Here is a 23,994-nt window from a genome sequence, read left to right on the forward strand (position 1 = left end):
TAGCACCGACCGAAGCGGAGCGTAGAAAGGATTGTGGGAGTGCAACGCACGGAACAATCCGTAGGCATCATAGTTGGTAACTTTTGACACCCACATCATAATATAATGATGCCAGGGTCAAAAGACTGAAACTACGATGTGCTTGTACAAAAGCCGTTTTGACATCAAAAAGAAAGATGATTCACAAAAAGTGAGAGAAAGCGTATACTATATTAGGCTATACGGTATCCGTAAGGAGCTGCACGCAGCACACAATATTTGCAATCGGATTCATTTTACAGGTTTTATCTTAGTCGGAGAAGACTCCCACTTCTGCAAGTGGTGAGCAACAAATTTGTCTTAGTTGAAAATATACCGCTTTGCCGATTGCTTGAAATAATGCGGGGGAAATCCTCCGCTTTACATATACAAGATGTGAGATGACTCGCGTTTCTGATGGAAGAGAGCAAGCGATTTGTATCAGAGGCAGGAGCATGTCACAATACGAAGATATGAAACAGTTGAAAGTGAATGGAAAGTATGTGTTACACCTATATTTTAAAGTGCAGTGACGGCACGTATTATACCGGTTGGACAAATGATCTGGACAAGCGTCTCAAAGCCCATAACGGCGGGAAATCCGGGGCGAAATATACGAGGAATCGCAGACCGGTCACACTGGTCTATTATGAGGAATTTCAGGGAAAACAAGAAGCAATGAAGCGGGAATATGCGATCAAACAGCTGACAAGGAAAGAAAAAGAAAATCTGATCAAAGAAAAAAATATACAATAGAAAGGTTTTCAGGATACAGAAAGAGGCTCTGAGCAAAATCAGAACCTCTGAAATTTTATCCTTTTTCGGCAAGAATGCCAGAGGCATTTTTGAATAATCGAAATGATTTCACAGTCATTAAGCGATATAAACATACATAAGAATAAAGTGGCATGCACTTCCTGCCATCACGAACAGATGGAAGATCTCATGTGAGCCGAAATTTTTGTGCTTTGCATCGAACAGCGGAACTTTCAAAGCATAAATGATGCCGCCGACAGTGTAAATGATACCGCCTGCCAGGAGCCATCCAAAAGCTGCCGGAGAGAGCGAATTGACAATCTGTGTGAAAGCCAGTACGCAGACCCAGCCCATGCTGATATAAAGCACAGAAGAAAACCATTTCGGACAGGTGATCCAGCAGATTTTTACGATAATGCCGATCAGTGCGATTGCCCAGACAAGAGCGAACAGGAAATATCCGACCGGACCTTTCAAAACGATCAGGCAGATTGGTGTGTAGCTTCCGGCAATCAGTACAAAGATCATACTGTGGTCTAACTTGCGGAGAATACGATTTGTTCTTTCTGAAAGATTTAAAGTATGGTAGATCGTGCTTGCCGCATAGAGTAGGATCATACTCACAATAAAAACAGTCAGGGAAATCACATGGATATAATCCGGCTCATGCAGAGATTTGATGATCAGCGGTGTGGCGGCAAACATTGCCATCAGCATACCAATGAAGTGTGTGATCGCACTTCCGGGATCTTTGATTTTTTCTAACATAGTGAATACCTCCTTTGAAACATGATTCAAGTCAGATGACAGAATTGTGAGAGCAATTTTCAGATATTCGTGATCATACCTCATGACTTGAAAGCAATATAAAATGAATATTGAAATAAAAACCGTTACATGTAGTTTTGAATACTATGTGTAGTTATATGTATATTATACCGAAAACATAAAAAATGCAACCCTGTTTTTACAATAGCTAATAATCAGTCCGGGCTGTGCAGAAATTTACAGAGGATAATGCGAAGCATTGTTTGCCGGAATTGCATGTTGCTCAAATATGTGTCTGGTTTCAAATTAAAATGAACAGTTGAATTTCAAAACGGGATATGTTAAAATGACTGGCATATGTGAATTGTTACTCTTCCGCCTCACATTAGATAAATAAAGAGGCGGTATTTTTATGCCTTGTTTTTCAAATATAGTTGGGGACTTTTGCCTCCGACGTCATTATATGAACATATAAGTATTTTGTAGCTGTAAGTGCATGAAACACTGAGCAGTGAGGAGCGTTATGTCAGTGAGATTTGAAATAAAAGGGTATTTGCAACAGAAAGAAAGGATTTAATATATGGAAATCATAAAATTTGATACACTTGGACTTGACCCGAAGATTCTTCGAGCTATTACAGAGATGGGATTTGAAGAGCCAAGCCCGATCCAGGCAAAAGCGATTCCGGAAGTGATGGCCGGACATGACGTAATCGGTCAGGCGCAAACAGGTACCGGAAAAACAGCAGCTTTTGGTATTCCGCTTCTTCAGAAGATCGATCCGAAGAACCGGAAACTGCAAGCAATCATTCTGTGTCCGACAAGAGAACTGGCAATCCAGGTAGCAGATGAGATCCGCAGACTGAGCAAGTTTATGCACGGCATCAAGATCCTTCCGGTATACGGCGGACAGGATATCGGAAAACAGATCCGTTCCTTAAAAGGTGGTGTGCAGCTTGTGATCGGAACACCGGGCCGAGTGATGGATCATCTTCGCCGTCGTACCTTACGTTTCGACAACCTTCACACGATCGTGCTGGATGAAGCAGATGAGATGCTGAACATGGGATTCCGTGAAGATATCGAGACGATTTTGAAAGATGCACCGGAAGAGCGTCAGACGGTTCTCTTTTCTGCGACCATGCCGAAGCCGATCATGGACATCACGAAAAATTATCAGAAAGATGCTGTTCTGGTTCGTGTCGTAAAGAAAGAACTGACCGTAAAAAATATCGACCAGTACTATTATGAAGTAAAACAGAAGAACAAAGAAGAAGTTCTCTCAAGACTTCTGGATATGTACAATCCAAAGCTCTCCCTTGTATTCTGCAATACAAAAAAACGTGTGGATGAGCTGACTGAGGCACTGAAAGGACGGGGATATTTTGCGGAAGGGCTGCATGGAGATATGAAGCAGAGCCAGAGAGACCGTGTTATGAAAGGCTTCCGCAGCGGCAAAACAGAGATCCTGATCGCCACCGATGTGGCAGCCCGTGGTATTGATGTAGATGATGTAGAGGCAGTGTTTAATTATGATGTGCCGCAGGATGATGAATTTTATGTGCACCGTATCGGCCGTACCGGTCGTGCCGGTCGTGTCGGAAAGGCATTTACGTTTGTTGTAGGACGTGAAGTTTATAAGCTGAAAGACATCCAGCGTTACTGTAAGACAAAAATCTACGCACAGCCAATTCCGTCTCTGAATGATATTACAGCCATCCGTCTGGAAAAAGTGCTGGATGAGATCGACCATATCATTAAAAACGAAGACTTAAACCGCATGACACGTATCATCGAACAGAAACTTAACGAAGAAGACTACACAGCGATGGACATTGCGGCAGCATTTCTGAAACAGGCACTGGGTGAAAATGAGCAGAATAATGACCGTGGGCATATGGAAGATTTCGGTGATACCGGGGCAGAAGCAGGCATGGTACGTCTCTTCATCAACATTGGTAAAAAACAGAAAGTACGCCCGGGCGATATTCTCGGGGCAGTTGCAGGAGAATCCGGTATTCCGGGAAAACTGGTCGGAACGATCGATATGTATGACAAATATACATTCGTTGAAGTTCCGCGTGAAAATGCGGCTGATGTACTCCGTGCCATGAAAAACACCAAAATTAAAGGAAAAACAATTAACGTAGAGCCTGCAAACGGAAGATAAAAAAAGCGGACAGATATTGATTTTTTCAGAGGATTTCAATATAATAGTGAGAATGATATCAGAAGTGCAGTGGTTCTCGCCGTTATAGACGGCGGGTCATCCAGAGACATTCTTGAATCTGGAATTTAAATCAAAAGGGGTTTTCAGGAAGGTATGACAGATTTTTTAGTTCGCAGGTTTGTAAGAGACAGTGAAAACACAGAATCAACGGAGGTGCGTACCCGGTATGGGATTCTTGCCAGTGTCGTCGGTATTTTCTGTAATGTATTTCTGTTTGCGGCAAAGTTAATCATCGGTACGCTGATGCATTCTCTGGCAGTCACGGCAGATGCGTTTAATAACTTATCCGATGCGGCATCATCGATCATCAGTTTTATCGGAGTAAAAATGGCAGGGAAACCGGCAGATGCGGAGCATCCGTTCGGTCATGGAAGAATTGAATACATTGCAGCACTGATCGTATCGTTTCTGGTCATTGAGGTTGGATTTACTTTTTTCAAAACGTCGGCAGGCAAGCTGATGCATCCGGAAGATATCACGTTTGACCTGGTGCCGTTTCTGATCCTGATCCTGTCAATCCTCGTGAAATTGTGGATGGCAGCATTCAATAGAAAACTTGGTAAAAAAATAGATTCAAAAGTCATGCTGGCAACTGCGGCAGATTCCCTCGGAGATGTCATTACGACAAGTGCGACCGTTGTTTCTATTTTGATCTGTTATGTTGCAAACGTAAATATTGATGCGATCGCAGGACTGATCGTATCATTGCTTGTCATCTGGTCCGGATTTTCAATTGCAAAAGACACACTGGAGCCGCTGATCGGACAGAGGGTTCCGGCAGAATTGTATCAGAAAATTTCACAGATGGTAGAATCCTATGATGGTATTGTCGGAACGCATGATCTGATCGTGCATAATTACGGACCAAATCAGGGAATGGCAACCATTCATGCAGAGGTGCCGAACGATGTGAATATTGAAGTATCCCATGCAATCATTGACCGTATTGAGCGGGAAGTCGGAAAAGAGCTGAATATCACTCTGGTGATCCATATGGATCCGGTCGAGCTGCACGATGCGGAAGTACTTCGATTAAAAGAAAAGACGGAACATATCATCAAAGCGTTAGACAGCAAACTGAGTTTTCACGATTTCCGACTGGTGAAAACAACGCCGGTCAATCTGATCTTTGATCTTCTTGTCCCGGCAGAATATACACAGAAAGATACCGACCGTGTATTGCATCAGCTGATGCAGTTGATCTCAGAAATGGAAGCTGGTGCAACCTGTGTGATCACCGTAGATCACAGCTTTGAAGCACCGGAAGAATAAATAAAATAACAAATAAAAAGCAATAAAAAAGCGAATCAAGGATACAATATCCGAGATTCGCTTTTGTGTTATACATCAGATGTGAGGTGACTACCGCCTCTGTAGGCGGCGAGCAACAAGAATGCCAGAGGCGTTCTTGTTTCAAAAGGTCTTTTGACCCGGGCATTTTCTGTCTTAAAGAATATCAATGTATTCTCCGGCAAGTGCTTTGTTCATGCTTCTTACGGCACAGAATTTACCGCACATACTGCAAGTATCGCTGTGGTCATCTTCCGGGCTTCTGCTGTCGCGGATCGCTTTTGCAGTTTCCGGGTCAAGGGCACATGCATACTGTGCATCCCAGTCCAGTTTCTGGCGGGCAGCAGCCATGCGGTCATCGATGTCTCTTGCTCCCGGAATACCCTTCGCAATATCCGCTGCGTGAGCTGCGATCTTGGAAGCGATGATACCCTGCTTGGTATCCTCTACATTCGGCAGAGCCAGGTGTTCAGCCGGTGTAACATAGCAAAGGAAAGCAGCACCGTTCATAGCGGCAACTGCACCTCCGATTGCTGCAGTGATATGGTCATATCCCGGAGCAATGTCGGTTACAAGAGGACCAAGTACATAAAAAGGAGCACCCATGCAGATACTCTGCTGTACCTTCATGTTGGCGGCAACCTGATCCAGCGGCACATGGCCAGGACCTTCTACCATAACCTGTACATTGTGATCCCATGCACGTTTTGTCAGTTCTCCGAGACGAACCAGTTCTTCAATCTGACATACATCGGTTGCATCGGCAAGGCATCCAGGACGGCATGCATCGCCAAGAGAAATGCTCACGTCATATTCTTCACAGATATCCAGGATTTCATCATAATATTCATAGAATGGATTCTCTTCGCCGGTCATGGACATCCATGCAAATACGAGGCTTCCTCCACGGCTTACGATATTCATTTTACGTTTGTGCTTTTTGATCTGTTCGATGGTTTTGCGTGTAATACCGCAGTGCAGCGTTACAAAGTCTACACCGTCTTCTGCATGCATACGGATAACATCGATAAAATCCTTTGCAGTCAGTGTAGCCAGATCTCTCTGGTAATGGATCACGCTGTCATAAACAGGAACCGTACCGATCATAACCGGACATTCACTTGTCAGTTTCTGACGGAATGGCTGTGTGTTGCCGTGACTGGAAAGATCCATGATCGCTTCCGCACCGAGGTCAACGGCACTCATAACCTTCTGCATTTCGATATCATAATCCTTGCAGTCACGAGATACGCCGAGGTTGACATTGATCTTGGTACGCAGCATACTGCCGACACCCTCTGCACTTAAGCATTTATGATTTTTGTTGGCACAGATTGCAACCTTGCCTTCAGCGACAAGTTTCATTAACTTATCAACATCCATGTTCTCTTTTTTTGCTACAGTTTCGATTTCCGGTGTTACAATTCCCTTGCGGGCTGCATCCATCTGAGTTGTGTAATTTCTCATCTCTTTTTCCTCCGTTGGCATTATCCAAATCAGGTAATGGGTCGAAACGGGAACACGTTTCCTCTCAGCCGACTTCCGTCAGCTCCCCCTGGTTTATGTTGGTTTCGCATATAGATTCATCCTGCGTTTATGCGAATCGCTAATAAATTCTAACACCTGTGTATGATGTGTGCAAGTGTTTCTTGCAGGATCAGGAAGAATGTTTTGCAAGATAGCGATCATAAGCATTCTGATATATTTGAACAGCTTCATCAATCTTGTTTTTTTTCAGGGTGTTCAGATATTCTTCGTAATTATCAAAAGATTTGATCCCGGTAATGAAAGCAGTTGTGTATTCATACATACAGGAATTGACGTTCGCCATTATTTGAGACAGTCTGGTACGTTCTTCAGATGTAAAACTCAGACTGACCGGAAGCATATATGAAGTATCCGTGGAAGCCCATACATCGCACATAACAGCACTGGAAGGAGGCACACACTGAAATTCCCGTTTCCAGTCAATATAAGCAGAAGGCAGGCCGGGAGCCAGCGTATAGTTTTTCAATGCCTGATAAAAAGTCAGTCCATCAGAATTATGCAAGATCAGATCGGTGAAAACAGGATTCTGATCTTTATCAAGGGTATAGGTTTTACCTTCTGTTCCGTAGCTTGCAAAACGGGAACCTTCATCAGAAAATAAATAGTCAATCCACTTTAGAACAATTTCCGGATGTTCGCATCCAGAAGAGATGTAAAACATATTATCACTGATGCTGTATCTTTTCTGTATGTGCAGCGTATCATGTTCGTTTAATTTTGGCGGAGAAACAGCAATAACCTTAATATTCTGATCTTTTGCAGAAAGATCAGAAGGCATGGTATACATACCAAACCATGCACCGGAAGTGCCGCTGGCGATCATTTTACTGTCTGCATAAATCGAGTTGCCGGTCATATAATCAACATCTATCAGACCTTTCTGATACCAGCGGTTCATTAAAGTGAGATAATCCTTCCATCCCTGCCTGGCAGGTCCATAAAAGACCTTGCCGTCCATTTGAAAAAAATCATAACTGACTCCAAAACCGGCATTCAGACTTTCATCCTGTGCATAAGCATTGTATGAAATCCATAATGGGGCTGTGGCTCCTTTCCTTTCTTTAAATGCAGTGAGAACCGTTTCCCAGTCATCATAAGTGACAGGAATCTCAAGCCCCAGTTCATCCAGCCAGTCTTTTCGAATCTGAAGACCACACCATGGTTTTTGCGAGTTTTGTTTTATAGAATAAACAGCTGCAATTCGACCGGAATCCGTGTAGGCGATATCTTTTATGTCCTTTTGCTGAATGATCTTATAGTAATTCGGTGCATATTTTGGAACCAGTTCCGTCAGATCACAGATGTCCCCCTGAGCGATCGCATCATCCGCAGAAATATTCCCATAGATGGATGAAAAATTTCCGGCACCGATCAAATCCGGTACGGAATCGCTGTTTTGCTCAAAACGGTTTTGGATCTGCAGATTGGATAAAGAAGTGATCCAGTCAATATGGATGTTCGTTCTGTTTTCCAGTTCCTGGAAAAAGGCAGTATTATTCAGATCTCCGTTGCACAGCTCTGAAAGTTCAGAATCAATGGTATTCAAAAAAGAAAAACTCTGTCTGACTTCTGTAACCGGAAGAGAAGCATTTGTTTGTGTCCTGACAGAAAAAGCGTGTCGGACAAGAAAAATGCACAGACAGAAAAAAATACAGATCAGTACCGGGAAATAGTAATTCCTATACTTGTGTTTCATAATTTCCTCCAGATAATAAGCTTTATTTTTAGTTTACTGTGTTGGAAGTAAAAAGTAAATACTCAGGAAAAAAATCATCAGCAAAAAAGAAAGAATCATAAATTTCCTTGCAAAACAAAAAGACAGACATTATATTAAAAGAAATGAGAAGAAATCTTTTTGTAAAGAGCAGGAGATAAAAACTTATGAAAACAGGAAAAGCACTTACTTTTCGTTCTATTTTGATTTCTTATCTGGTATTATGCCTGGCAATGCTCACAGTTACGATCATCGGTTACAGCAGTTCGATCTTTTATGTGCAGAAAGAAATACGAAATTCAGCTGCATTGCGTATGAGAGAAGTTGTGGGGAAGATTGAAAATAATATTCGGCTGTCATATCAGTTGTGTGATACGCTTGCCGTCAGTGGTGGTTTGGATGATATTGCATTGATAGAAGGAAATTTTTCACCACAGCAGATTTTAGATTCCATGAAACTGAAAAATACAATGTCAGAATTGAATGTACAGAACAATCTCTGTCAGAATCTGCATATCTATTTTCTGAAGAGCGATTCCATTCTTTCTTCCAATTCGCAGCGTCGGGAAGGAAAAGAGGATATCAGCTTTTTCTGCCGACAGTATGGTATCACTGCACAGGATTTTTATTGTTGGATGACAGAAGAAAATCAAAAATCTTATCAGGTTTTATCAGATAATCAAATCTGGTTTTTCCGTCCGGTCAATGACACGCAGAATAATCGCATTGCCGTTATTTTCGCAGAGTACAGCGGAAGCCGTCTGATCGGCGATCCAGGAGCAGAAAACTGTATTTATATTGAAACGCCGGAAAAAGAAAATGTGATTTACAGCAGAAAATTGGAAGAAAATCAGAAAAACGGATACATAAAAGTAGAAAAACGGATGAGTATGTTTCAATGGAACTGCGATATGTATGTTCCGAATACCTTGTTTTATGGAGAACTGAGACGTTTTGCAATGATTCTAACGGCAGAACTTCTTATGCTGATCAGCGTGGCGGTTATCGGTTCCTGGTATTTTTCAAAAAAAACTTATGTCCCGGTGGGAAATCTGATCAGTGATAACAAAAAACTTTCGAAAAAAGTTAAAAAGAAAGAAGAGACCCGGGAATGCAGGGAATTGGAAAAATATCTGACAGGTGCGGTCAAAAATTTTCCATATGCAAGTCTGAACAAACTGTCAGATCAAGAAAAGTATATAATGATCCAGTTTGCTTTTGATGAAAATGGTGATGCAGTTTTCAGAGATCAGGAAAAAAAGGAGAAACCGGAAGAGCTGGAGCATTTCGTGCTTGAAAATATTTTAAAAGAGCAGATTTTTGAAAAATATCCAGGAATCCTTTTGCAGCCGGAAAAAGATTTTGTGGCAGTTGTTAATCTTTCAGAACCGGAACATGATGAAAAAGAAATCCGCAGTCTGTTAAAGACGGTAGAACAGTTTTACAGCCGGACGTTTCATATTTCTGCCTGTATCATGATCGGAGAATGTCAGAGTGACTATAAAAAGATGAAAGAAGCGTATCATCTTCTGGAAGAGAGTATGCAGTATCTGGAGTTCTGGAGTACGAGTGCACCTGCCGGAGTCTATGTATATGGTGAGATGATGGATGCGGATGAAGACAGTCATTCCTCGGTTTACATGACAGGCAGCAGAAGACTTCTGAATTGCCTAGAGAGTGAAGATTTTGAAGGAGCATACCGGGAGCTTAACCAGATTTACCAGAGTGCATTTTCCAAAAATCAGAAAGAGCTGAGGATTAATCGCTATCGCATGTATGGTCTGATCGGAACCCTGATCACGACACTTGATATCAGTGCAAATGAAGAAGACAAAGCTTATTATCAGTCACTGAATTATGAAGAGCGTCTGTTTCGTATCCAGTCGATCCATGAGCTGCTGTCAGAAAGCAGGGCAATTTTTGAGGCGATCATTCAGTACAGACAGAATAAATCTGCAGAACGAGAACCGGAGTGGATGGAAGAAATGCAGGAATATATTCAGGGGCATTATCAGGACTGCAATATGAACGTGACCAGTCTGGCACAGGAATTTGGCATCAGTGTACCACACGTAAGCCGCAGCTTTAAAAACTTCCGTGATTATGGCGTACTGGAGTACATTCATAAAGTAAGACTGGAACATGCAAAGGAAATGTTAAAAAATGATGTACGCATCAAAAATATAGCACTTGACGTAGGTTATACCGATGCACAGGCGTTTACAAGAGCCTTTAAACGCTATGAAGGCATTACTCCATCGCAGTATAAAGAGTTGATATCAAAAAATGAAACGTAAAATCAAAAACTGCTTCTTTAAAAAACATAGTGTTTTTCCTATACTGAGGGCACAAACAAAGCACCGGATAAATAAGGTGTTTCCAGAAAAAGGAGGAAAAACAAAACATGAAAAAAGCAACAAGAAGTATTTTGAGTGCCGCTGTTGCTGTCAGTATGGCGGCAGCAGCATGCCCGGTATCTTTTGCAGCAACTACTTCCAATGAAGTGACAGCAAGAGAAAAGGCAAATGCAGCACTGGCAAGAGAAGCAGCTGCACAGGGAATGGTTCTTCTGGAAAACAAGAATAATTCTCTTCCGATTAAGACAAAGAAGCTGGCATTGTTCGGAGGCGGAGCTGTACGTACCGTCCGAGGTGGTACCGGTTCCGGTGATCCGTTTAACGGCGGACTTTCCGGTGGCGGTGATGTGAATGTAAACCAGAGTGAGAGATATAATATTAACATTTATAATTCTTTCAAAAAAGCAGGTTACGATATCACGACGGCAAGTATTCTTGAAAAATATGCAGAAGGATACGATGTAGAAAATGCAAAAGCAGCAAGCAATCCGATGGCAACCTTTGCTTATCCGGAACTTACCTTCACGGATGAAGAACTGGCAGCTTCTGCAAAAGATACCAACACTGCTGTTTATGTAATCTCAAGAAATGCCGGTGAAGGTGCCGACCGTGGAATGACCAAAAAGGTTACAGTAAATGAGGTAGAATATGAATTAGGTGACTATGAGTTAAGCGATGTAGAAAAAGAAAATCTGAAAAAGGTAGCCTCTGCTTTTGAAAATACCATTGTTGTACTGAATGTAGGCGGTGTCATTGATACGAAATTCTTCGAGGAAACAGAAGGTCTGGATTCTCTGCTTCTGATGGGACAGGGCGGTCAGGAAGGCGGAAATGCACTGCTTGATGTAGTAACCGGAGCTGTCACACCTTCCGGAAAACTGACAGATACCTGGGCAGAAAATTATTCAGACTATCCTGCATCTGCCACGTTCGCAAAAGCAGACGGGGATAGTATGAAAGAATGGTACAAGGAAGGAATTTATGTAGGATACCGTTATTTTGATACCTTTGGCATCAAGCCGGCATATGAATTTGGTTATGGCCTTTCCTATACAAATTTTGATATCAATGTAAAGAATGTATCGGTAAATGAAGATAAGGTGACGGTAAAAGCAGAAGTTACAAACACCGGAAAAACTTACAGTGGAAAAGAAGTAGTACAGGTTTATTTCTCCGCACCAGACTCAAAAGATGCAGAAAAAGAATATCAGCAGCTGGCTGCCTATGGAAAGACCGATGAACTGGCACCGGGTGAAAGTCAGGTACTGACACTGACTTATGATACCGATGAGATGGCTTATTATAGTGAAGAAAAGGCATCTTACATACTTGACCCGGGAACCTACTATGTGCGTGTTGGTGATTCTTCCAGAAATACAAAAGTAGCGGCAGCGATCAAACTGAATCAGAGTGCAGTGACAGAAGTTCTGTCCAATCAGATGGAAGTTCCGGAAAGCGAAAATCTGACCGAGTGGAGCAAGGCAGGAAAAACACCATATACTTATGCGACAGAGCAGCAGGAAATGGCAGAAGCCCCGGTATTTACACTGGATGCATCCAAAGTAAAAACAGAAAATAATGTTTCTGAATATAAAGATGAAAAAGTTACTACTTACACAACAGATCCAGACTATAAGGCAGTTCAGGATTACGAAAAAGTAGAAGTTGTTACAGATAAAAAAGGTGCTACTTTAAAAGATGTTGTGGATAACAAAGTAACCATGGGCGAATTTGTGGCACAGATGAGTCTGGAAGAACTGGCAAAGCTGAACTGTGGAAGCGGCTGGGGAGTAGCAAATGAAAATACTCCGATCGTTGGCTCCAACTCAGCAACCGTACCGGGAGCAGCAGGAGAAACGCTGACTTATGATCAGTATGGTATTCCGAGTATCGTTTTAGCAGATGGCCCTGGTGGTATCCGTGTAAAACAGAAATACGAGGCAAAAAATGTAGAAACAGGAGAAACAGCAACTTACTATCAGTACTGTACCGCATGGCCGGTAGATTTTGTTCTGGCACAGAGCTGGGATACGGATCTGCTGAAACGTATTGGTGAAGCATTTGGAAAAGAACTGGAAGAGATGAATATTACAATTCTTCTTGGACCGTCCCTGAATATCCACAGAGATCCTCTTTGCGGACGTAACTTTGAGTATTTCTCAGAAGATCCGGTCATTTCCGGTACGATGGCATCTGCAATCACACTTGGTGTGCAGGAAGAGCCGGGTGTAGGGGCATGCCTGAAACATTTCTCAGCAAATAATCAGGAAACAGACCGTTCCGGAACGGATTCCATTGTAAGCGAAAGAGCACTGAGAGAAATCTACCTGAAAGGTTTTGAAATTGCAGTAAAAGAATCCAAACCAATGTCCATCATGACATCCTACAACCAGATCAATGGCGTTCCAGCGGCAGACTCTTATGATATGAATACCAATATTGCACGCGGTGAATGGGGATTTGAAGGTCTGATCATGACCGACTGGAACGGCGGTGTATCTCACCCGTCCACATCCATGCATGCAGGAAATGACCTGATCATGCCGGGCGGAGCATCCAAAGCAAACGAAATTATCACAGGTGCGGAAGATGTAAAACCGATCTTTGAAGCAAACGGACAGATTGGTTTGAAAGATGAACTGATGTATATGTTCAGTTATAAATCAGCAGCATGGGGCGATTTTGAAGTTTCAGCGGATGGAACACAGACAGCGGAAGCAAAACTGGGAGATGACTACACAGCAAGTGTAGGTGAGGATGGAAAGATTCTGGTAAACGGACAGGAAATTTACAGAGAGTATCAGGCAAATGTCTGGGCTGGAACAGGAAACTATAAAACACCGGTTACGACAGATGTGGCATCTGTAAGCGAAGATGGAAAAACCATTGTTTATAAAGGTACTTACAAAGAAAACAACAATATTTGCCTTGGTGATGTGCAGAAGAGTGCGATCAACAACCTGAAAGTCATTATGCAGTCAAGAGATATGGCAAGAATTTACGGCACAACAACAAGATCTTACACAGCACTTTGCGGTGATCTGACAAATTATCAGACAGTAAATAAATCAGAGATCACAACAGAACGTACTTTAAAAGAAAATCTGGATCAGGCAAAGAAGGATCTTGAAGAAGCAAAGAAAAATCTGGAAGAACTGCAGAAACAGAATGCAGCAAAAGATGCAGAGATTGCAAAAGCAAAAGCAGAAGTAGAAGCAGCAAAGAAAGATCTTCAGGCAGCAAAAATGGCAGCAAAGAAAGCAGCTGTAAAATCTGTAAAGAGTAAAAAAGCCGGAAAAGCAATCGTTACCGTTAAAAAAGTAGCTGGTGCAGAAGGATATCAGGTGCAGTATTCCCTGAAAAAATCCATGAAGAGTGCGAAAAATGTAAAAATCAAAAAGAACAGCATAACAATCAAAAGACTGAAAAAAGGAAAAACCTATTATGTAAGAGTAAGGGCTTTCAGTAAAGACTCTAATGGCAAACAGATCTGTACTGCATGGAGTACTGCAAAAAAAGTAACCATCAAAAAATAATACAAATCTCTTTTCATCATTCCTATATAAATACGAAATATCCCACAGATTTTTCTGTGGGATATTCTGCATCTGAAATAAATTATCTGAAGCAGGCCAGAGGCATTCTTGAATCTTATATGATGCCGGTTGAAACAAGAAACAGGATCAACATCACAACCGGTACAACATAGCGGATCATAAAACAATATAATTTTGCACGTTTGAAATGTTCGCCATTTCGTTCTACTTCATCAATGATCAGCTTAGGCCCTACAACCCAGCCGATCAGAATACTGGTCAGCAGTGAGATGAACGGCATCAGGAAGCTGTTGCTTATGTAATCCATGATATCCAGAAGCTGTGCGACGGTTCCGTTTGGAAGTTTTACTTCAAAATAAAGTATATTGTAGCCGAGGCAGATCAGCACTGCGGTAACAAGAGAATAAATTCCGATGACAGCACACATTTTCTGGCGTGACTTATGGAAAATTTCCATGCAGTTTGCGACCAGAGTTTCCATAACCGATACACAGGAAGTCAGGGCAGCAAAGCCCATCATCAGGAAGAAGGCAATGGCAATGATTCTGCCGATCGCACCCATGGATGCGAATACTTTTGGCAGCGAAATAAAGATCAGGCTCGGGCCGGAAGCCATTCCGTCTGTTCCAAGAAATACAAACACAGCCGGTATGATCATCATTCCTGCAAGAAATGCCACGCCGGTATCAAAGATTTCAATCTGATTGATTGATTTATTCAGATCGACATCATCTTTCACATAAGATCCGTAAGTAACCATGATTCCCATCGAAACACTCAGGGAGAAAAATAACTGGCTCATCGCATCAAGAAGCACACCAAGAAAACGTTTCACGGTCAGCGAACTGAAATCCGGATATAAATAAACTTTAAGTCCCTGCAGTCCGGTGCGAACCGTTCCATTTGCATCGGTATACGAAAGCGTCAGAGAAAAAATTGCAATGCCAAGGATCAGCAGGATCAGTCCAGGCATAATGAAACGTGAAAATTTTTCGATTCCCTTTTCCACACCACGGTATACAACCCAGGCAGTTAAAGCCAGAAACAGCAGCATGAATACGATCGGCGAAACCTTGGAAGTGATAAAGGATGTAAAATAGCTGTCCTGTGACAGTATAGAACCATCTGAGACAAGATACGTGCAGAAATATTTTGTAATCCATCCGCCGATAACCGAATAGTAAGTCATGATCAATGCCGGAACCAGAAAAGTCAGGTATCCGAGAAATTTCCATTTTGAATTTAAAGTTCCGAAGGCTTTCAATGCATTTTGTTTTGTGTGGCGGCCGATGGCGATGTCAGTGGTCAGCAATACAAATCCAAAAGACAGCACCAGTGCAAGATAAACGATTAGAAACAGACCGCCGCCATCCTTTGCACATAGATAGGGAAAACGCCAGATATTCCCCACACCGACAGCACTGCCGGCAGCGGCGAGGACGAATCCGATCGAACCACTGAAGTTACTCTTTTTTTCTTTCATTTCATTCTTTACCTCATTTTACTTTTTTTGTTTGAACGCAGAGAAGCATTCCCCCGCTTCAAGTGTGCAGAGCACTAAGCGGATTGTGAATGTCCGCTTTACATTCAAGCCGAACGCACGTGAAACTTGCAGCACATGACATATTTTTCCGCACACTTCTGTAATCAGCAGGATGTTTGTGTCAGATTTTTCTGTATTATTTTAAGAAAATATGTCGGTAAAATCAAACACACAGAATTTCTTATAAAGAAATTTTTAAAGAAAAAGTTTCTTTATATATTACAATTTGAAGTAAAAACAGATATAATAGGAAGAAGCGGATAAAACAGATCCCAAATATATATTTTTACGAAACAACGGTACAGATACAGAAACCGAAATCGGATAAAATTCCATAAGCATATCGGGGGTCTTTTTTAAAAAATCAGGCAATGAAAGGAAAAGGAAATGAGCAGCATAAATACACACGTCGGAAAAATGATCCGAAAATACCGAAAAGCAGCAAATCTGACACTGCAGCAGCTGGCAGATGCAATCCATAAAAGCCGTGCCACGATCTGCAAATACGAAAATGGTGATATCTCAATGGATATTGAAACTTTATACGAAATCAGTCAGGTTTTGCAGGTGTCTGTCCCGCAGCTGACAGACATAGGACGGCTGCAGGCAGAAGCAGATCACTCTTCTGCATACGCAGCCCGGAAAAGTCCGTTTTTCCAGGCAAAGATGTTATATTTTTATTTTTATGACGGCCGCTATAACCGTATGAAAGATGGTGTAATCAATATCCACGAAAAAGAAGAGAATGGCAGTTACCGTGCGACGCTTTCTATCTGTTCCGTATCCGGGAATGGAAGAAGCAGTGAGAGTTATTATAATGGAAGCGTTTTGTACAGTGATATGCTGATCCGATTTTCCTTTGTCAATCAGTACAATCCGCTGGAAGAAGATCTGCTTTATATTTTCAATCCGCTGGAGTTTCGAACACATACCGATGGGCTGCTTTGCGGTATCTCCAGTGCAGATCTGATGCCATGTGCATTCAAATGTCTGGTGGCACTGGAAAAACAGGAATTGAATGAAGAACTGCGGAAGCATCTGCTCTTTACCAAAACGGAGCTGCAGAGGTGGAAAAAACTGAATATGCTACTGATTGATAATTATGAGACAGGAAGCAGGCAGGTGTGATGCTATAACAGATAGAAGCGGTGTGATGCTGTAACTTTACAAGACAGGGATTGTCTGATAAACTTAAATTTAACAGAAAACCGAAGAAAAACCGGTGAAAATATTTGATAAGGAGAAGAAGGGTTATGAAAAAACAATGGATTGGATTTATGATAGCCGGAATGTTAGTGGCAGCAGTACCAACAAATTTAATATTAAGCCGGCAGAATATGGAGAGAAAATAAAACTTGCTCTGTATTATAAAGGAAAGAAGATTGGAAAAGATAGTTGCGATTACAATGATGAAGTGTGGTACAGCAACAGAGTTACGGAAGGCATGACACAGAAGCAGGTACGCTATACATGGGGTGCTCCAAGCAGCACCAGCAGCAGTTCTTATAGATTTACTTATTGGAACTGGGATGACGGATCCATGGTAAGCTTCCGAAATGGAGTGGTAGATTACTGGTTTGATGCGGCGAATTAAAAGTTGTGGCGGAGGTTTTAGAATGTGCAAATGAACAAATTCCCCGAAGGCACGCTCTCGCTACCTCACATTGGCAGCGGTACATAACCGACCAAAATACGGTCGCTAAGTACCGGCCATGTTCGAGTACCTTCTCTGGAATTGTTCATTTGCACATGCAATACTATGATATGAGTGTCGAAAGGTCTTTTGCCATTCATTATTGCCTGTCGGCTATTTGCCGACAGGCTTTTCTTGTGTGAAAAATAAATGTAAGGTATAATATATGCTACCAGAGTTAAAAGGTTACGAAGGAGTTCAGTATGGAAAAGGAGAAAAATTTAACAAACAGGTATCATACCCCGTCATTGATCGTGATGCTTACCCATGAGGATCAGACTGTTCAAAACGCATATGAGATTTTTGATGCATATAAGGATTCTGATGCAGAATACTGGGGATTTAAGGAAGAGCCGCTCCCCCTTTTCCAGATGAAAGACCTTTATGCATATATGAAAAGCTGTGGCAAAAAAACAGTTCTGGAAGTGGTTGCATATACACAGGCGGAGTGTATGTCAGGTGCAAAAATGGCAGCAGAATGTGGCTGTGATCTTTTGATGGGGACTATTTATTCAGATGCTGTGAATGAATTTTGCAGGGAAAATGGAATCAAATATATGCCATTTGTAGGAGAAATCCATGATCGCCCATCCGTTCTGGAGGGAACCTGCGAAGAGATGATCTTTCAGGCCAGAGAATATCTTGCGAAAGGTGTCTATGGAATTGATCTTCTGGGATACAGATATACAGGAGATGCAGCCAGGCTGAATGAAGAGTTTGTAAGAGCTGTGGATGCACCGGTCTGCATAGCAGGAAGCATCAATGGTTATCAGAGACTGAACCTATGATTATGCGATTGTGAAGGAGGATGCAAATCTGATAGACGCAGATGGCAATCCGGCTGGTACTTTGCAGGAGTGCACGCAGGAACTTTTGAGTGTATTTGATGGATTGGACGATCTGACAAATACAGATACAGATACGATTTATAATATGGCAACGGATGCCATGACAAAAACGGCTACATACAAAGTTTTGACAGCAAGATTGCTTCTGTAAAACCCTGGTGGAAATAGCATAATGGATTTTTTAAAACGTTCACAAAAAATCTGACAAGCCCCAAAAGCAGAAACAAAAATGCCCTGAACTTCCGGAGATGATCCTACAGATATCTCCTTTGGTTCAGGGCATTTTTTATTTTATATTTCCATACCGATCAAATGCGTTCGACTTGAATGAGCAGCAAGTGCTTTGACCTGTCTGGAATTATTTTGCAAATTCTTCCAGCAATTCAGCGATACGATCCTGGCAGCCGCCGCAGAGGGTTCCGGCTTCGGTTGCTTCACCGATTGCATCAACGGTAGTATGACCTTCGTCATACGCTTTTTTGATATCTCCGGCTGTCACATCAGCACAGAAACAGATGGTTTCATTTAAATCCATACTGGCACCTCCGTGGAAATGAATTTATTCTGGTCGGAGAAAACTCCAACTTCTGCGTGCGTTCGACTTGAATATTATTCTCCGAAGTATCTCTTAAGCAGACCTGCGAATGCTTTTCCATGTCTTGCTTCGTCTCTTGCCATTTCATGAACGGTGTCATGGATTGCATCCAGGTTCAGAGCTTTTGCACGTTTTGCCAGATCTGTTTTACCTGCGGTAGCACCGTTTTCTGCTTCTACACGCATTTCCAGGTTTTTCTTTGTGCTGTCTGTTACAACTTCACCAAGCAGTTCTGCAAATTTAGCAGCGTGCTCAGCTTCTTCATAAGCTGCTTTTTCCCAGTAAAGACCGATTTCCGGATAACCTTCTCTGTGAGCAACTCTTGCCATAGCCAGGTACATACCTACTTCAGAACATTCACCCTCGAAGTTTGCTCTCAGGTCAGCTTTGATGTCTTCCGGAACATCAGAAGCGATACCTACTTCGTGCTCTGCAGCCCATGCCATTGTTGTATCCATCTCTTTGAATTTAGAAGCCGGTGCTTTACATACTGGACAGACTTCCGGAGCTGCTTCGCCTTCATAAACATAACCACATACTGTACATACAAATTTTGCCATTTTTTTGATCTCCTTTTCACTTTGATTTTTAATAAGCTAATCCTGGGATGTCCAAAACTTTCACGCTCTGAACATTCACAGGTTGAATCCTTGCTATTAATAATAGTAATTGTTACTGATATTAAGATAGCACATCTTTTGCTTTCCGTCAAGACTTTTTTAATAGTTTTTTTCATTAAGTTTTGCGGGGTTTTTGCTGTAGTGTGTTTAACAACAGAATTTTCCTGTTTTAGCAGATATCTATATTATGCTAAACATTTTTTGCAGATTCCGTAAAAAGTAGTCGTGTGACTTCTGATTTTGCCATCAAATTTTTTTTGTGCTGCGATGGTGATCTCCTCGTTATCATCCAGGAAGATATCTTCTACACAATGGCATCTTTCACACACAAAGTGATCGTGTGGTGTGATCCTGCCATCGAAACGGTCAGCACTATCTCGCATATTTAACTTGAGGATCTGTCCGGTCTCAGAGAGCAGGGACAGATTGCGGTAAACCGTACCGAGACTGATATTTGGAAAGCTCTCCCGCAAATTCATGTAAACCATATCAGCAGTCGGATGTTCTTCCGAGTGAGCAAGAAAATCCCGGATGGCTTCTCGCTGTTTACTGTACTTTAAAACTGCCATAATGTTCTCCTTTAGATAAATGATGCCAAGCTTAAAAATTTCAAGTTAATCCTGATATCATAATATTAGTAATAGTTATTATTATAATAATCTAAAAAAAACCGTTTGTCAATGCTTTTATTTTACAAAAAGATTGACTATACTAATATCGGATAGCATTTCAGGAATATACGGTAAGCAACAGGAAAATAATGGATATCAGGAGGAAATACAATGGAAAAAACATATGATCTGATCATCATTGGTTCGGGCCCTGCAGGTTTAAGTGCTGCGATCTATGCCCAGAGAGCGGGACTGGATACTCTGGTTCTGGAAAAGGAATATATCAGTGGAGGACAGGTAGTGAACACGGCAGAGGTGGATAATTATCCGGGACTGCCGGGAATGAATGGATATGAGCTTGGCATGAAATTCCGTTCTCATGCGGATGCACTGGAAGCGAAATTTCAGATTGCAGAAGTAAAAGACATTATAATAGAAGAAACACAGAAAACGGTGCGTACAAATGAAGGTGATTTTTATGCAAAAAATATTATCATCAGTACGGGGGCAAGCCACAGAAAACTGGGCGTTCCGGGTGAAAGAGAGCTGGCAGGCATGGGTGTTTCTTACTGTGCGACCTGTGATGGAGCATTCTTCAGGGGAAGAACGGTTGCCGTAGTAGGCGGCGGAGATGTGGCAGTCGGCGATGCCCTGTTTCTGGCACGGGGATGTGAGAAAGTATATCTGATCCACAGAAGAGATGAACTGCGTGCTGCAAAGAGCCTGCAGAAGAAATTAATGGCTCTGCCGAATGTGGAGATTATCTGGGATACGGTTGTTCATGAAATCTGCGGTGAAGATCAGGTTGAGGCATTATTTATTGAAAATAAGAAAACCGGTGCGAAGAAACATCTTCCTGTGGACGGTGTGTTTGTGGCCGTCGGTATGAAACCAAATACGAACATGGTTCCGGATGAAATTAAAAAAGATGAGGCAGGTTATATCGTGGCAGATGAAAATTGTGTCACAAATGTTACGGGAATCTTTGCAGCCGGTGATGTGCGTACAAAAATGTTACGTCAGATTATTACAGCCGCAGCAGATGGTGCAAATGCAGTAGAGTCCGTTCAGCACGGTATTTAATGCTAATATCCGGAACAAAGCGGAATATACGTGAATTGCAGAAGTATAAAATAATTTGCAGAGCCTCTTTTAAAGTCAAATACGGCTTCATATCTGTGAAAAAATATTTGAAAAATGTATGAAATCCTTATAAAAGATATTAATTACTGTTGACAAAACACCTTCGGTTTGTTATGATTAGCGTGTAAAAAATGTAACAGTTTTGTAATAAATGAAAATTGCACAGTGTTTTCAATACATGGAGGTAGATATAAGTAATGAAAAGAGGAGTAGTAAAAGTCACTGCATGTTGTCTTGCAGGAAGCGTTATTTTCGCAAGCACCGGTCTTACCGCTTTTGCAGCAGGGGAGATGCCATTAGCAGGAATCGGAGCTGAGATTATTGCAAGTCAGGAAAAGAAGGAAAATTCTGGAACAAAAAAAGTGATCGCAACCGGTTACGACAGTCTGGTAATTGCTCAGGTTGATGAATATGTAAATATTCGTGATGAAGCAAGCACAGAGACAGGTCAGATCGTTGGAAAGTTATATAACAATTCAGCAGCAGAGATCATTGGTCAGACAGGTGACTGGTACCTGATCAAATCCGGAGATGTTACAGGATATGTAAACAAAGATTATTTTGTAACAGGTGCACAGGCAGAAGAGCTGGCAGCAGAAGTCGGAGATGATGTAGCTACGGTAAATACAGAGACTCTGATGGTTCGTAAGAAAGCAAGCACCGATTCCGATATTATCGCACTGGTTGGAGACTCACAGCAGCTTCAGGTTATTGATCAGGAAGACGGCTGGGTAAAAGTAGCAGTTGATAATGACGTAGTTGGATATGTTTCCAGCGACTATGTAGATTGTGAAACAAAATTTGTAGAGGCAGAATCCATCGAAACGAGTACAGCAAGAGAAGAGGCAGTACAGAGTGCTCTGGATCGTGCAGATCAGATGAAAGAAGCAGCAATCAATGCGATGAACAATGCGGATGCAAACGAAGCAGCGTATGCAGCACAGGAAGCAATCGTAGCAGCGGCAGAAGCAAAACAGCTTGCATCTGAGCAGGAATTAGATTATAACGTACAGGAAATCGCTTCTACCGCAGTAAGTTCTGCAGATGAAGCACAGTATGCAGCATATATGGCTGAACAGTATCAGGCAGCTGCAGAGGCACAGGCAGCAGCAGAAGCGGAAGCAGCACGCCAGCAGGCAGAAGCAGAAGCAGCGTATGCAGCACAGCAGCAGGCACAGGCATCTCAGCAGCAGAATCAGAATTGGACAGGTGATCAGACACAGCAGGAAACACAGGCACCGTCCACAACAACGGATACAACGACAACACCGGATTACACAACAGGTGATACCACAACAACACCGGACTACACGACAGGTGATGCGACAACAACACCAGATTACAGCACAGGTGATGTTACCGTTACTCCGGATTACGGCACAGGCGATACAACGACAACACCGGATTATACAACAGGTGATACCACCGGAAGTACAACGACAGACAGCTCTGCACCATCGGGTTCTGACTATACCGGAGATGTTCCACAGTCAAATGCAAGCAGTTCTGATTCTCTCAGACAGAGCGTTGTAAACTATGCACTTCAGTTTGTTGGTAATCCATATGTATATGGTGGTACAAGCCTGACAAACGGAACAGACTGCTCCGGATTTACACAGTCTGTCCTGGCAAACTTCGGAATCAGCATTTCACGTACAGCTGCATCTCAGTCAGGCGGCGGTACTGCAGTAGATATGAGCAATTTACAGCCGGGCGATCTGTTGTTCTATGATAACGGAAGCGGTATCGGACACGTATCTATGTACATCGGCAATGGTCAGGTTGTTCACGCAAGTAACGAACAGACCGGTATCATCGTATCAAGCGTAGATTACAGAACCGCTTGTGCAGCAAGAAGTTACTTTTAAGAATAAGATTAATTGAACAGAGAACTAAAACGGGAGTGTTCGTAAGAACGCTCCCTTCTTACGTTATAAGGAAAAATACTGCGTTTCTGCGGAGTGTTTATCTTAATCGAAGGTTGAAGGCTGATAAGATAGATTTGCTGCATATTGTTTGCGGAAGCGGAAGTCTTCTGGAATTAAGATGAAATAATTAGATAATTTTAAATATTTACACGGTGATTAAGACAATTCTAATTAAATAGAAAAACAATAAAAAAAGCTGTTTGGCAAAATGCACAAAAGATTTGAGATATAAACAGAGTGTGGATAAATTCCTGTGGATTCACGCACGAGTTATCCACAGTGAAAAATGTCGAATTTGCTGAAAAATAGAGTTATACACTGAGTTATCAACATTATCCACATTTTTTGTGCACAAAGGCAGTGTTTATAAATTCCAAAAAACAAACGCACGTTTTGTGAAGAAATGATAAGTGATGTTTCCAAACGTCAAAAAAGTGAAAAATCGCATATTTGTATACTTATAAAAAATGAGTGAATTATCAGAAAATTATAATTTGCTCATGGAAAGTATCATGTTAATCGGTTCCCCTTTTATTCCCTTAAGTAAATATCCAAAGAGCTGCTCAGAATCGCACGCCAGGCAACAATTTTTGCAGCCGGAAATGAAGAAAGCGATCGTAACAGTAAAAGTAAAATAAAAAGTTGTGGCGGAGGTTTCAGAATGTGCAAATGAACGCCATAGAAATGATTTTATAAAATATAACGCCATGATGATTCGAAAACAATCTCCTGACACGCTGCGTTTCCTGTTCGGTTCGCTCGCCTGTTAGCCGCC

Annotated in this window: 19 protein-coding genes; 12 read left to right on the forward strand and 7 right to left on the reverse strand. The window is 42.0% G+C overall.

Annotation, left to right across the window (positions count from 1 at the left end):
• The first annotated feature begins 519 nt into the window (after positions 1–519).
• Positions 520–774: a GIY-YIG nuclease family protein gene (locus tag LKD42_RS12200; RefSeq protein WP_147633016.1), complete on the forward strand. Its 255-nt coding sequence runs from the start codon at positions 520–522 to the stop codon at positions 772–774.
• A 117-nt stretch (positions 775–891) separates the two neighbouring features.
• Here the strand turns inward: LKD42_RS12200 and trhA are convergent, their stop codons facing one another.
• Positions 892–1,542, reverse strand: a complete 651-nt coding sequence (gene trhA / locus LKD42_RS12205) for a PAQR family membrane homeostasis protein TrhA (protein ID WP_147633013.1) — start codon at positions 1,540–1,542, stop codon at positions 892–894.
• A 580-nt stretch (positions 1,543–2,122) separates the two neighbouring features.
• On the opposite strand from trhA, the gene LKD42_RS12210 reads away from it, so the two are divergent.
• Positions 2,123–3,712, forward strand: coding sequence for a DEAD/DEAH box helicase (locus LKD42_RS12210; protein WP_173866046.1), 1,590 nt, complete (start codon positions 2,123–2,125; stop codon positions 3,710–3,712).
• Positions 3,713–3,865: 153 nt separating this feature from the next.
• Entirely contained in the window at positions 3,866–5,044 is a 1,179-nt protein-coding gene (locus LKD42_RS12215) for a cation diffusion facilitator family transporter (protein ID WP_173898692.1), read from the forward strand.
• 174 nt (positions 5,045–5,218) lie between these two features.
• On the opposite strand, the gene thiC is transcribed toward LKD42_RS12215, so the two are convergent.
• A complete protein-coding gene (gene thiC, locus LKD42_RS12220; RefSeq protein WP_248835859.1) occupies positions 5,219–6,529 on the reverse strand; it encodes a phosphomethylpyrimidine synthase ThiC in 1,311 nt (436 codons plus the stop codon).
• Positions 6,530–6,719: 190 nt separating this feature from the next.
• Entirely contained in the window at positions 6,720–8,306 is a 1,587-nt protein-coding gene (locus LKD42_RS12225) for an extracellular solute-binding protein (protein WP_248835860.1), read from the reverse strand.
• Between the two features lie 185 nt (positions 8,307–8,491).
• Here LKD42_RS12225 and LKD42_RS12230 point away from each other — a divergent pair, with 185 nt between their 5' ends.
• Positions 8,492–10,621, forward strand: coding sequence for a helix-turn-helix domain-containing protein (locus LKD42_RS12230; RefSeq protein WP_248835861.1), 2,130 nt, complete (start codon positions 8,492–8,494; stop codon positions 10,619–10,621).
• 107 nt (positions 10,622–10,728) lie between these two features.
• Positions 10,729–14,217, forward strand: coding sequence for a glycoside hydrolase family 3 C-terminal domain-containing protein (locus tag LKD42_RS12235; protein WP_248835862.1), 3,489 nt, complete (start codon positions 10,729–10,731; stop codon positions 14,215–14,217).
• A 115-nt stretch (positions 14,218–14,332) separates the two neighbouring features.
• On the opposite strand, the gene LKD42_RS12240 is transcribed toward LKD42_RS12235, so the two are convergent.
• Positions 14,333–15,721 (reverse strand): sodium-dependent transporter, encoded by a 1,389-nt coding sequence (locus LKD42_RS12240; RefSeq protein ID WP_248835863.1) that lies wholly within the window; start codon positions 15,719–15,721, stop codon positions 14,333–14,335.
• A 447-nt stretch (positions 15,722–16,168) separates the two neighbouring features.
• Between LKD42_RS12240 and LKD42_RS12245 the strand changes: the two genes are divergently transcribed.
• The 4 genes from LKD42_RS12245 (at position 16,169) to LKD42_RS12260 (ending at position 18,473) form a co-directional block, all read left to right on the forward strand.
• Positions 16,169–16,909 carry a helix-turn-helix domain-containing protein gene (locus LKD42_RS12245; RefSeq protein WP_022118215.1) on the forward strand — a complete coding sequence of 247 codons (741 nt, stop codon included), beginning with the start codon at positions 16,169–16,171 and terminating at the stop codon, positions 16,907–16,909.
• A gap of 94 nt (positions 16,910–17,003) precedes the next feature.
• On the forward strand, positions 17,004–17,375 hold the full coding sequence (locus tag LKD42_RS12250) for a hypothetical protein (RefSeq protein WP_248835864.1): 372 nt from the start codon (positions 17,004–17,006) through the stop codon (positions 17,373–17,375).
• A gap of 302 nt (positions 17,376–17,677) precedes the next feature.
• A complete protein-coding gene (locus LKD42_RS12255) occupies positions 17,678–18,262 on the forward strand; it encodes a hypothetical protein (RefSeq protein WP_248835865.1) in 585 nt (194 codons plus the stop codon).
• Positions 18,263–18,272: 10 nt separating this feature from the next.
• On the forward strand, positions 18,273–18,473 hold the full coding sequence (locus LKD42_RS12260; protein WP_248835866.1) for a hypothetical protein: 201 nt from the start codon (positions 18,273–18,275) through the stop codon (positions 18,471–18,473).
• 207 nt (positions 18,474–18,680) lie between these two features.
• On the opposite strand, the gene LKD42_RS12265 is transcribed toward LKD42_RS12260, so the two are convergent.
• The 3 genes from LKD42_RS12265 to LKD42_RS12275 all read right to left on the reverse strand — a co-directional run bounded on the left by LKD42_RS12265 (position 18,681) and on the right by LKD42_RS12275 (position 20,106).
• Positions 18,681–18,857 (reverse strand): (2Fe-2S)-binding protein, encoded by a 177-nt coding sequence (locus LKD42_RS12265; protein ID WP_022118249.1) that lies wholly within the window; start codon positions 18,855–18,857, stop codon positions 18,681–18,683.
• Between the two features lie 74 nt (positions 18,858–18,931).
• Complete coding sequence (locus LKD42_RS12270; protein ID WP_022118248.1) at positions 18,932–19,477, reverse strand: NADH peroxidase; 546 nt, start codon at positions 19,475–19,477, stop codon at positions 18,932–18,934.
• Between the two features lie 245 nt (positions 19,478–19,722).
• Positions 19,723–20,106 (reverse strand): Fur family transcriptional regulator, encoded by a 384-nt coding sequence (locus tag LKD42_RS12275; protein WP_022118247.1) that lies wholly within the window; start codon positions 20,104–20,106, stop codon positions 19,723–19,725.
• Positions 20,107–20,319: 213 nt separating this feature from the next.
• On the opposite strand from LKD42_RS12275, the gene trxB reads away from it, so the two are divergent.
• From trxB to LKD42_RS12290, 3 genes are all read left to right on the forward strand, one after another.
• On the forward strand, positions 20,320–21,231 hold the full coding sequence (gene trxB / locus LKD42_RS12280; RefSeq protein WP_248835867.1) for a thioredoxin-disulfide reductase: 912 nt from the start codon (positions 20,320–20,322) through the stop codon (positions 21,229–21,231).
• Between the two features lie 257 nt (positions 21,232–21,488).
• Positions 21,489–23,159, forward strand: a complete 1,671-nt coding sequence (locus LKD42_RS12285) for a C40 family peptidase (RefSeq protein WP_248835868.1) — start codon at positions 21,489–21,491, stop codon at positions 23,157–23,159.
• 527 nt (positions 23,160–23,686) lie between these two features.
• A complete protein-coding gene (locus tag LKD42_RS12290; protein ID WP_248835869.1) occupies positions 23,687–23,857 on the forward strand; it encodes a hypothetical protein in 171 nt (56 codons plus the stop codon).
• The last annotated feature ends 137 nt before the right edge of the window (positions 23,858–23,994 follow it).

Origin of the sequence: Hominisplanchenecus faecis, assembly GCF_020687205.1 — a bacterium.
Taxonomy (GTDB): domain Bacteria; phylum Bacillota; class Clostridia; order Lachnospirales; family Lachnospiraceae; genus Hominisplanchenecus; species Hominisplanchenecus faecis.